This is a genomic window from Thermosulfurimonas dismutans (genome assembly GCF_001652585.1).
In the GTDB taxonomy this organism is placed as follows: domain Bacteria; phylum Desulfobacterota; class Thermodesulfobacteria; order Thermodesulfobacteriales; family Thermodesulfobacteriaceae; genus Thermosulfurimonas; species Thermosulfurimonas dismutans.
This window is the reverse complement of sequence record NZ_LWLG01000020.1, coordinates 21,640-31,103: the sequence shown is the minus strand read 5'-3', so window position 1 is coordinate 31,103 and position 9,464 is coordinate 21,640. Positions and strand designations below refer to the sequence as shown.

Genomic DNA, 9,464 nt, shown 5'->3' with positions numbered 1-9,464 from the left:
GGAACCATGGACAAGGCCTCGTCCACTATCCCGGAAAACGATGGCACCTCGGAGTCCGGATTCTTGCCCGAACCCATCTCCAGAAGCACGTAGGCCCGATCCCTCTCCGAAAACTCCGTAGAAAGCTCAAGATCCACCGCCGCGGCCGCATAGGTCTTGTCTTCATCTCGCATGACTATGTCCGACTGCCCTTGAGGCTCTCTTCCGGCATGCGCATGGATGTTGGCCAGGTGCTTGTCCACCCCCACGAGGCCCTGCACCAGACCCGCAGCCGTAAGACCAACCTCAATCCGGTCGTACCACTTATCTCCGGTTTCGGAGGTTTCCACTTCTACGGCCGGCCGCTCCACCCTTTCGTATTCCGCAAGACGCCTCTCAAGCTCGGATACCCTCTGCGAAAGCCTCCGGTTCTCCTCTATCACCTGCCGCAACATCCGTTTCAACTCCTCCACCTCCGGATCGGCGGCCAGGACCCTACCACCCAAAAACAAAAACAGGATTCCCAATACCAAACAACAGACTTTCCTCATGACTTCCCCCCTGTCCTTACACCTTTTTGCGTGTTACTTTTATAAATTTAGTAATACTTAGTCAAGGGCCTTTCCGCCCACTAAAAGGAGAGTAAAGTAGGGTGGGGTTGAACCGGAAATTTTTGTAGCATCTTCGTAAATTATCTCCTCCGGGAAACCGCACCAAGAAATGGCTCGGGCGTCTTTGAGCCTTTCGGTTTGTCTCAAGATTTCTATGATCTCTGGAGCCCGGCGGTACACCTTATAAAGCGCAAAACTTGTCTTTTCCCCGGCAAACTTCTTTAAGACCTCCTCGGCGGCTAGCCCACTAGCCAACACAAAAGCCTCCTCACCCTCGGTGAGGATCAGGTTAAACCTAGCTGCAGCCGCCTGGGCCGCCGTAATCCCGGGAATCATCCTTATCTCCACCTTCGGGTAAAGCCGTCTTACCCATCGAGCTAAATACCCGAAGGTGGAATAAAGGGCCGGGTCTCCCATAGTAAGGAACACCACCTTGGAAAAGACCCGCAGCTTTTCCACCACCTTCCGGGCGTTCTCCTCCCAAGCCTGCTCTAGCTTCTCCCGATCACGGGTCATGGGGAAAGGAAGATGCTCAATCGGTCTTTCCGGGGGAATATATTCAGCCGCCACCCGCAGGGCCAGCGAATATTCATTTTTGGTAGATGCGGACACGAAAACAAAGTCCGCCTCCCGGAGAACCCTTACAGCCTTCAAGGTCAAAAGTTCGGGGTCTCCCGGTCCAACCCCTACCCCACAAAGAACTGGTCTTTTCAAAAAACCTCCTCCTTAATACTGATCCAAAATATCAAGGGCTCGTTTTATCTGTTTCACGAAAAACTCATCTATTTCAGGATAAAGCCCCAGTCCTTTGTAATAAACTTTTCCATTCACCTCGGCAGTCACACAATCGGCCTCTTTACCGCCTTCCTCCACGATTTCCCGCCAGCTCTTTTCTCCGTCTTCCAGGTCCTTGCCCATGATGTCGTTCATGATGTGATCTCCGGCTACGAACATAAAAGGCACAAAACGCACCTTCTTGGCTGGATACTTGAGAGCCTCCTTTAGGGGCACTTCGGCATCCGGCACTCCTTCCACCGTACCCACCAGCACGTTAGAGTAATGTTTACGCACCAACCAATCCAGCCCAAGGTAGGTAATGTTAGCCCCGTTGATAGTCACGTCCGTCCCATGAGCCACCAAGATATTTATTCCCTCTTCCGGAGGGAGAAATTCCTTGGAAACCACCTCCAGCACCTCTTTGACATACTCCCAGCGGAAAAGGAGAGGCTCGCCTACAACTATCCTTAGATCTGGAAACCGCTCACAGATCTCGACCACGTTTTTATATTCCAGTCCGGGAAAAATGTGGAGGGGTTGCACCACTACCTTGCGGTAACCCTCCGCGTAAAGAGTAGCTAGAACCTCGTGGAGACTGTGGAGCCTCTTGTTCAAACCCTTCTTGGTAAAAATACGGTTCATCTTTTCCCGGATGACCTCCGAAGTGAAGGCCCAGCGAACATCATAATCCGGAAACTCCTCCCGGACCCGTTTTTCAAAAAAATCAAAGGTCACCTGGGCCTTAGTAGAAGTCCCAAAGGCACATAGGACGATGGCCGGTTTTTCTTTCAACTTTTGGTGTCGGATTTGAGTATAGGCAATGGCTCCGGCCCTTGCCGTAGTAGAAAAAAACATAGCCAAAAACATCCCAAACAGCAGACCCATAAACACTTTTAGCATGATCACACCCCCCTTTTAAAATTTCTTTGGGGGCTTAGCGAGGAAAGAGACCGTTTCTTGTACGGTCGGGTCGGGATCCTCGCCGCCCCACCGCCTTTGCGCCTCGGGCCGGTCTCCCGGCTTCCGGATCATCCTACTCGCCGCGCCTTCCCAGCGAGCGCCACGCGCTTCGCCAGTGGCCTGTCGCCCCGAAGGCTTGCCCTTCGGCGGCCCACCCGGGAACCCTTCGGGCCTTAACCCTCGAGCGCCCGGGCGAAGAGGGCTTACTCAAGCCCTCCCAGCGGCTTTCGTCCCCGGTCACGGTTGCGGGCCAGCGCCGGATTCTCACCGGCTTCCCGTTTACCCCCGCCCCCAACAAAAGGGGCCGGGGCACCCGAGGCTATAGCAAGCCTTAGCAAGTTTCATTATAGCTGTCAACCCAGGCTTTTTAAGACAAGTAGGTCCTGGCACTCAAACTAAGGATTGGCAAGAGCAGCAAAAAAAATTAAAAATAGGTTTAATGTCAAAGACCACACATCGAATAGCTGGTCTTATCCTCCTGGGAATGGGGCTTTTCCTGGCCGTATCCCTCCTTTACCATCATCCTCAGGATCCTGGCTGGGGAAGGATTGGCACAGAAAAGCCCCAAAACATTGCCGGTCTTTTAGGAGCCTATCTTTCTTCTCTGCTCTTCCTCCTTTGTGGTCTATCAGGTTTTCTAATTCCGGTGGCCCTTTTCAGGTTTTCTTGGAACTTCTTCAAGGGAACTCGTCCTTCAAAGAAAGAGATCCTAGCCTGGCTGGGCCTCATTCTCTCCCTTTCTCTCATCCTAGGTTTTATCCCCGAACCTCCCTATCTTTTTAACCGCTATCCCTTGCACGGAGGCCTCATCGGCTTTTTAGGACAGGCCCTGACACCTTATATCGGTCCACCGGGAGTCATAATTCTGATAACGATCCTCCTCATCCTGACCTTTTTCCTTTTTGCCGAAACCCTGAATCCAGGGGCCTTGAGAATCAGATTCCCCAAAAGGAAAACCTCTACTCCCAAGGTAGAACCTCTCAAAACCGTTCCCGAAGTTAGCGATCCAGAGCCCCAAGAAACCACAAACATTGAAATTTCTTTACCTGCCAAACCGGAACCGGGAAAATTTACGCCTCCGCCTTTAAACCTTCTCGAGACCCCCCCGGCCACCCAAAAAGGCCCTTCAAAGGAAACTCTTATTGCCCTATCTCAGACCCTTCAAGAAAAACTCGAAGAGTTCGGGGTTAAAGGGGAAGTGGTCTCGGTAAATCCTGGACCGGTCATTACGGTTTACGAATTCAAGCCTGCTCCGGGAGTCAAAATAAACCGCATCGCGGCCCTAGCGGACGACCTAGCGCTAGGGCTAGCGGCTGAAAGCGTACGCATCGTGGCCCCTATTCCCGGAAAGGATGTAGTGGGTATTGAAGTCTCCAATCCCGAGCGAGAAATGGTATTTCTACGGGAAATCATTGCAAGCGAAGCCTTCCGAAGGGCACGCTCTCCGCTTACCCTTGCCCTAGGAAAGGATATTTCCGGTCAGCCGGTGGTCACAGATTTGGCCCGTATGCCCCATCTCCTCATCGCCGGAGCTACTGGCACTGGAAAGAGTGTCTTTCTGCATTCGGTAATCTTGAGTCTCATCTACAAATCTACTCCTGGAGAAGTACGGCTCCTTCTCATAGATCCGAAACGCATAGAACTTTCTGTCTATGAAGGTATCCCCTATCTTTTACATCCTGTCGTACTCGAACCCCGTATGGCTACCAAGGCCTTGCGGTGGGCAGTCTCCGAGATGGAACGCCGCTATCAACTGCTCGAAGAAAATCGAGCCCGCAATCTAGATTTTTATAATCAGGAAGCCGAGGAAAAGCTTCCCTATCTCGTGATCATCATCGACGAGCTGGCGGACCTCATGGTGGTGGCTTCTAAGGAGGTGGAGACGTTACTCACACGTCTAGCCCAAATGGCGAGGGCCTCGGGCATCCACTTGTTGCTCGCTACCCAGCGGCCCTCGGTGGATGTGATCACCGGACTCATCAAAGCCAACTTTCCAGCCCGCATCTCCTTCCAGGTCTCCTCCCGCACGGACTCTCGCACCATTTTAGACACGCAGGGCGCCGAAAGACTGTTGGGCGCCGGTGATATGCTCTTCCTGCCCCCCGGGGCCTCCAAGCTTCAACGTATCCACGGCCCTTACGTTTCCGAAAAGGAAGTACTCCGGGTCATAGAGTTTCTGAAGGCCCAGGGAGAACCCGAGTACCTGGCTGATTTCGAGGCCTTTGAGGAAGATGACGAAGAGCCTTTAGGCCCTACAGAAAATGATCAAGAGGATGAGCTCTATCGGGAGGCGGTAAAGATTGCCATGCAACAGGGGAAGATCTCGGTTTCCATGTTGCAGAGGAGGCTCCGCATAGGGTATAACCGAGCGGCAAGATTGGTCGAAAGAATGGAGGAGGAGGGAATCGTTGGTCCGAGTGATGGTGTGCGTCCTCGTCCTGTGTTGGTGGGCCGTAAGTAGCCTTGCGGAGGAACCCTCTCCAGAGACGGTCCTGACCAGGGTAGAAGCCTTCTATCAGGAACTCAAAAGTTTTTATGCCGAGTTCAATCAAGAGGTTTACTGGCGAAGGGGTTACGAAGTCCAGGCCTCCGGTGGGCGTATCTGGTTCAAGAGGCCAAACCGTCTACGGTGGGAATACCGCTATCCGGAGCGCATGCTCATCGTCTCCGACGGCCAAAAGGTGTACTTTTATTCTGAAGAGGACCGTCAAGTTATAATTCTATCTCCGGAAAAGGCCTTCTCCAGACTGGTACTTGGTTTCATGACCGGACGACACCGTCTAGACCGGGACTTTGTTTTGCTATCCGGCAAGCTCGAAACAAACGGAGAAGGCTATTTCTTGGAGCTAAAACCACGCGAAGAAAAAGGACAGGTATCAAGGATTCGACTTAAAGTCCTCCCTAAAACCGGAGAGGTCAAAGAAATCTGGTACTGGGATTTTCTTGGCAACCTTACGCATCTTACCTTTGAAAAAGCCCAATTCAATCTTAAAATTGAGGATAAAAAATTTTCTTTTACACCTCCCAAAGAGGCTGAAATCATAAAGGAGGATGGATAGATGACCAAGGAGAAACTTCAGCAGGAGATCCGGAAACTGGCTAAGGACCGCAAGGCCTTGATCCTGGCGCACAACTATCAACCTCCGGAGATCCAAGAAGTGGCAGATTTAGTGGGCGATTCTTTGGAGTTGAGCCTTCAAGCTGCCCAGACCGATGCTAAGGTTTTGGTCTTCTGCGGGGTGGTGTTCATGGCTGAGACCGCAGCCATCGTTTCTCCCGAAAAAATCGTTCTTCTTCCCAACCCCCAGGCCGGCTGTGCCATGGCCGACATGATCACCCCGGAGGATGTGAAGGCCTTGCGCGAAAAATATCCCGGAGCCCCGGTGGTTACCTACGTCAACTCTTACGCAGATGTCAAGGCCGAAAGTGATATCTGCTGCACTTCGGCCAACGTGGTGCGGGTGGTCGCGAGCCTTCCAGAAAAGGAGGTCATCTGCCTTCCGGACAAAAATCTGGCCCGTTACGCTCAGCGACACTTCCCGGACAAAAAAATCATCTATCATGAGGGCTTCTGTCCCTTTCACGATGTCCTTACCCCGGAGGACGTGCAGCGCGCCCGAGAAGCCCATCCCGAAGCCCTCTTCGTGGCCCATCCCGAGTGCCGGCCAGAGGTCATCGACCTAGCAGACCACGTGGCCTCCACTAGCGGTATGCTCCGCTTCTGCCGGGAATCGGATCACAAGGAGTTCATCATCGGTACGGAAGTAGGGCTCCTCTATCCCCTTCAGAAGCAGAATCCAGACAAAAAGTTCTACCCGGCCTCAGAAAAGATGCTTTGCGAGGCCATGAAGATCACTACGTTAGAGTTGGTCTATAAGGCCCTTGAGAGTTTAGAGCCCAGGGTCACGGTACCAGAGGACATCCGTAGCCGGGCCTTACGGGCCGTAAAACGGATGTTAGAGGTACCAAGGAGCTAAAAAATCAACTAAAGGAGGAGTTCCTTGAGTAGGGTCACCCGCATAGAAGTAGCTTTTAAGCCGGAGTTGAGAGACGCCCGTGGAGAAAAAGTAGCCCGAAGGATGAGAGAATTCCTCGGGCTTCAGGTGGAAGCCGTACGCACCGTAAGGGTCTATCTGGTGGAAGGAGACTTCCCGCAGGATCTCCTTGAAAGATACGCCTACGAGACCTTGTGCGATCCGGTGATCCAGCGCGCAAGCGTAAATCGGCCTCTGGCGGCTGAACTCAACTTTCCTTTCGACTGGGTAATAGAAGTGGGCTTCAGGCCCGGGGTCACAGATAACGAAGGTCGGGTGGCCGCCGAGGCCCTGGCCCTTCTCATTGAAAGAACGCTCGATCCTCAAACCGAGGGCGTCTATTCGGCTATGCAATACCTGCTGAAAGGTAAAATATCCCGAGAAGAAGCTGAAAAGACCGCCCGGGAATTGCTAGCCAACGAACTTATAGAACGGTGGTGGATCCTCTCTCGGGAGGAATACGAAAAAGGCGGACTTAGCTATCCAGCCCCCAGGGTCACCGAGTTTTCAGACCCCACGGTGGAGACCTGGGATCTTAAGGTTCTTTCCGATGATGAGCTCATGCGTCTCTCCCGCGAGAGGTTACTGGCTTTATCCCTTTCCGAGATGCAAACTATCCGGGACTTCTTCTCTAACCCCGATTTCATTGCCGAAAGAAAAAAGTATGGTCTCGGGCCGGAAATTACAGATGTAGAACTAGAGTCCCTGGCCCAGACCTGGTCAGAACACTGCAAGCACAAGATCTTCAACGCCCGCATCCATTACCGGGATCTTGAGACCGGGGAAGAGTTCACCGTGGACAGCATCTTCAAGACCTACATCCGGGGTTCTACGGAAAAGATCCGAGAAAAACTTGGCCCCCGGGATTTCTGTCTTTCGGTCTTTGTGGACAACGCCGGAGTTATCAAACTCAACGACCACTTAGCCTTGGCCTTCAAGGTGGAAACCCACAACAGTCCTTCGGCTCTGGATCCCTACGGCGGAGCGTTAACCGGCATCGTAGGGGTAAATCGGGACCCATTCGGGACTGGCAAGGGGGCCCTTCTCGTATTTAACACGGATATCTTCTGCTTTGCCCCCCCGAACTGGGACAAACCCCTTCCCCCAAGGCTACTTCACCCCCGCCGTATATTTGAGGGCGTTAGGGAGGGGGTGGAACACGGAGGGAACCAGAGCGGTATCCCCACCGTGAACGGCTCCATCGTCTTTGATCCCCGCTATCTCGGAAAACCCCTAGTTTTTTGCGGAACCGGCGGGATTTTACCTCTTGAGGTCTGTGGAGAGCCCTCTTGGAAGAAAGGAGCCCGGCCGGGAGACCTGGTGGTCATGGTGGGCGGAAGGATCGGCAAAGACGGTATCCACGGGGCCACCTTCTCCTCCGAGGCCCTGCACGAGGGTAGCCCTGCCACTGCGGTCCAGATTGGAGATCCCATTACCCAGAAGAAGATGACGGATTTTCTGCTTAAGGCCCGGGACGAGTGCCTTTACACTTCTATCACGGACAATGGCGCCGGAGGCCTCTCCTCCTCGGTGGGCGAGATGGCCCGGGAGGCCGGAGGGGCAGAGCTGGATCTGGAGAAACCGCCCCTCAAGTACCCTGGACTCCGCCCCTGGGAGATTCTCCTTTCCGAAAGCCAAGAGCGCATGACCGTGGCCGTACCGCCAGAAAAGATAGACCGTTTTCTGGAGTTGGCCCGCAAGATGGACGTGGAGGCCACGGTCGTCGGGCGTTTTACGGATTCAGGCTACTTCCACCTGAAGTATCAGGGAAAGACCGTGGGGCTGCTTCCCCTCAAGTTCCTACACGAGGGCGTTCCCCAGATGGAGCTTCAGGCCGAATGGCAGCCGCCCAGGCATACCGAACCGGATCTCCCGGAACCGGAAGATCTGGGAGCAGTCTTGAAAGAGATGCTCTCGCGGCTAAACGTTTGTTCCAAGGAATACGTAGTCCGGCAGTATGACCACGAGGTCCAAGGCGGAAGCGTGGTCAAACCCTTGACCGGAGTCCAAGACGACGGTCCAAGCGACGCTGCCGTACTGAGGCCGGATCTTTCTCGCCAGGATGGCATTGCAGTGGCCCACGGGATCTGTCCCAAGTTTTCGGACATAGACACCTACTGGATGGCAGCCAACGCCATAGACGAGGCCATTCGGAATGCGGTCTGCGTGGGCGGAGACATCGAGCACATGGCGGGACTAGATAACTTCTGTTGGTGCGATCCTATTGAAAGCGAAAAGACTCCAGATGGTCGCTACAAACTGGCCCAACTCGTGCGGGCCACCAAAGCTGTTCATGACTTCACCGTAGCCTATGGTGTACCCTGTATCTCTGGAAAGGACTCTATGAAAAACGACTATCTCATGGCTCTGGGTCTAGATCCCAAAGGAGACAACCCCTACGGGGTAGGCGTAATCTTGCCGGATGGAAGCCTCAAGATCTCTGTGCCGCCGACTCTCCTTTTTTCGATAGTAGCTCGGGTTCCGGACGTCACCCGGGCGCAAACCATGGACGTCAAACACGCCGGAGATCTCCTCTACATTCTGGGAATGACCCGAGACGAACTAGGAGGCTCTGAATATTACGCCAGTAGGGGTTTTGTGGGAAGCTCGGTGCCCCGAGTGAACGCCGAGGAGGCCCGAGAACGTTATCTCCGTCTGCGGGAAGCCATTTACTACGGCCTGGTGGCCTCGGCCCACGACGCCTCCGACGGAGGACTGGCGGTGGCTCTTGCCGAGAAGGCCTTCTCCGGTGGCCTGGGTCTTTTTGTGGATCTTTCGGCCGTGCCTTATGAAGGTTCAGGTAGGCCGGATTTCATCCTGTTTTCGGAGTCCGCGAGCCGAATCCTGGTAACCGTTCCGCGGGAAAAACAACGAGACTTCGAAAAACTCATGGAAGGCACCACCTACGCCCAGATCGGAGAAGTGATCGCAGAGCCGGTTCTCATCGTGCGAGACGGCCTGGGCCGCGACCTCATTCGGGAATCTCTTTCCGAGCTCAAAGCCGCCTGGCAGACCCCTCTTAGGGAAGTTTAAACATTAGGCGCAGATGTAAACCCCCTCCTAACCTCCCCCTACAAGGGGGAGGAACACCCCCCTTAGCTCG

At 53.9% G+C, this 9,464-nt stretch carries 7 protein-coding genes and 1 riboswitch; of the genes, 4 read left to right on the top strand and 3 right to left on the bottom strand.

The window, feature by feature from the left end; genetic code table 11:
* From TDIS_RS09920 to TDIS_RS09910, 3 genes are all read right to left on the bottom strand, one after another.
* Window positions 1–530: hypothetical protein (locus tag TDIS_RS09920; protein ID WP_153303830.1), on the bottom strand; the 530-nt coding region annotated here is incomplete at its 3' end.
* Between the two features lie 57 nt (window positions 531–587).
* The gene (gene cobI / locus TDIS_RS09915) at window positions 588–1,304 is read right to left on the bottom strand and encodes a precorrin-2 C(20)-methyltransferase (protein ID WP_068671734.1); all 717 of its coding nucleotides are present in this window, start codon (window positions 1,302–1,304) and stop codon (window positions 588–590) included.
* A 12-nt stretch (window positions 1,305–1,316) separates the two neighbouring features.
* Window positions 1,317–2,267, bottom strand: coding sequence for a sirohydrochlorin cobaltochelatase (locus TDIS_RS09910; RefSeq protein ID WP_084271067.1), 951 nt, complete (start codon window positions 2,265–2,267; stop codon window positions 1,317–1,319).
* An 89-nt stretch (window positions 2,268–2,356) separates the two neighbouring features.
* A riboswitch (cobalamin riboswitch) is annotated at window positions 2,357–2,659 on the bottom strand.
* Window positions 2,660–2,766: 107 nt separating this feature from the next.
* Between TDIS_RS09910 and TDIS_RS09905 the strand changes: the two genes are divergently transcribed.
* From TDIS_RS09905 to TDIS_RS09890, 4 genes are read left to right on the top strand one after another with little or no spacing between them, the layout of a single operon-like run.
* On the top strand, window positions 2,767–4,788 hold the full coding sequence (locus TDIS_RS09905; protein WP_068671733.1) for a DNA translocase FtsK: 2,022 nt from the start codon (window positions 2,767–2,769) through the stop codon (window positions 4,786–4,788).
* Complete coding sequence (gene lolA, locus TDIS_RS09900) at window positions 4,745–5,386, top strand: outer membrane lipoprotein periplasmic chaperone LolA (protein ID WP_244147511.1); 642 nt, start codon at window positions 4,745–4,747, stop codon at window positions 5,384–5,386. Before TDIS_RS09905 ends, lolA begins: the two co-directional genes overlap by 44 nt.
* Window positions 5,387–6,304 carry a quinolinate synthase NadA gene (gene nadA / locus TDIS_RS09895; RefSeq protein WP_068671731.1) on the top strand — a complete coding sequence of 306 codons (918 nt, stop codon included), beginning with the start codon at window positions 5,387–5,389 and terminating at the stop codon, window positions 6,302–6,304.
* 24 nt (window positions 6,305–6,328) lie between these two features.
* Window positions 6,329–9,394, top strand: coding sequence for an AIR synthase-related protein (locus tag TDIS_RS09890; RefSeq protein WP_068671730.1), 3,066 nt, complete (start codon window positions 6,329–6,331; stop codon window positions 9,392–9,394).
* The last annotated feature ends 70 nt before the right edge of the window (window positions 9,395–9,464 follow it).

Excerpts from the sequence above, each read along its gene's own strand:
- TDIS_RS09910 (WP_084271067.1), bottom strand. The coding sequence starts at position 2,267 with ATGCTAAAAGTGTTTATGGGTCTGCTGTTTGGGATGTTTTTGGCTATG.
- TDIS_RS09905 (WP_068671733.1), top strand. The coding sequence starts at position 2,767 with ATGTCAAAGACCACACATCGAATAGCTGGTCTTATCCTCCTGGGAATG.
- nadA (WP_068671731.1), top strand. The coding sequence starts at position 5,387 with ATGACCAAGGAGAAACTTCAGCAGGAGATCCGGAAACTGGCTAAGGAC.